General features: G+C 66.5%; 1 protein-coding gene. It reads right to left on the bottom strand.

Annotated elements, in window-relative coordinates; translation table 11 throughout:
• Positions 1 to 67: 67 nt before the first annotated feature.
• A partial coding sequence (locus EN994_RS32755) for an arginase family protein (RefSeq protein ID WP_206530562.1) occupies positions 68 to 1057 on the bottom strand: 990 nt, incomplete at its 5' end.

Here is a 1057-nt window from a genome sequence, read left to right on the forward strand (position 1 = left end):
GCCTATAGACCCAGCATGGGTCGACTATGTCAGCGCATGGCGGGCGGCAGTGGAAGTGCAGGGCTGATCAGAGAATCCGTTTGCCGAAGGCAGACATGACGAAGTTGACCGCGTCGGTGCCGATCCGCGGCTCCAGATCCGCCGTCAGGCCCGAAACATCCATCGACAGCAAGCCGCCGGAGAGCGCGATCGCCTCCATCGCCTGATGTGTTTCGCGCACGGTCAGCCCACCGGAGCCCGCAGCCCAGCCGGCGAATTCGGTCGCGGTCGGCGAATAGCTGACATGAAAGCCTTGCGTGCCTGATGTGGCGATACGGATCGCTTCATGCATCAGGTCGCGCATGCCCATGGCGTCGATATCGGTCATGGTGAAGGCGGAGACGCGCGAATCCTTCAGCACCCGCGCCTCGGCCGGATCGGCGTGGCGCAAGCCGACGATGACGACATTCTCCGGCGACAGTTGCGGCTGCAGGGCGCCCGCCTTGTGGTCGAGGCCAAGCGATCGCGCCAGGACCGAGCCTTCCGGCAGGTCGATGCCGTCCTCGTCCTCAGGCATCAGGGCGGCGATGGAATCGATCCAGATCAGGCCGAAGGAATGCGTGGCGCGCGCCGTTGCGGTCAGAGCCTTATGCGCGACGCGACGGTCGGTGCCGGCGGCCAGCCGGATCAGCCCCGATGGCGGCCGCTCGACATCGGCGAGTTCCACGACATCGAAATTCATCGCCTCCAGCCGCGCGCCGGTGCCTTCCCGGGCCAGGATGCCGGCAGCCCCCGGCCCGGCGGAGATCTGCACCATCTTGCGGCCGGAAAAATCCTCGACATCGTGCATCGGGGCCTTCTCGACATATTCCGAGGTCATCGCCAAAAGCATGGCGCCATAGCTCATGCGGAAGGCGACGCGGTCGCCGACGGCCAGCGGCGGGTCGGCATCGGCGACATCCAAAAGCAGATGGTCGCTGGAGGCGCCCAGCACCCGGATCCCCCTGGCGATCGGCGTCAGCCCCTCGACCAGCACGTCCTCGCGGCCGATATTGGCGATGGCGCGCAGCCTATCGCC

It is taken from the genome of Mesorhizobium sp. M7A.F.Ca.CA.002.09.1.1 (assembly GCF_003998555.1).
GTDB classification, from domain to species: Bacteria; Pseudomonadota; Alphaproteobacteria; order Rhizobiales; family Rhizobiaceae; genus Mesorhizobium; species Mesorhizobium ciceri.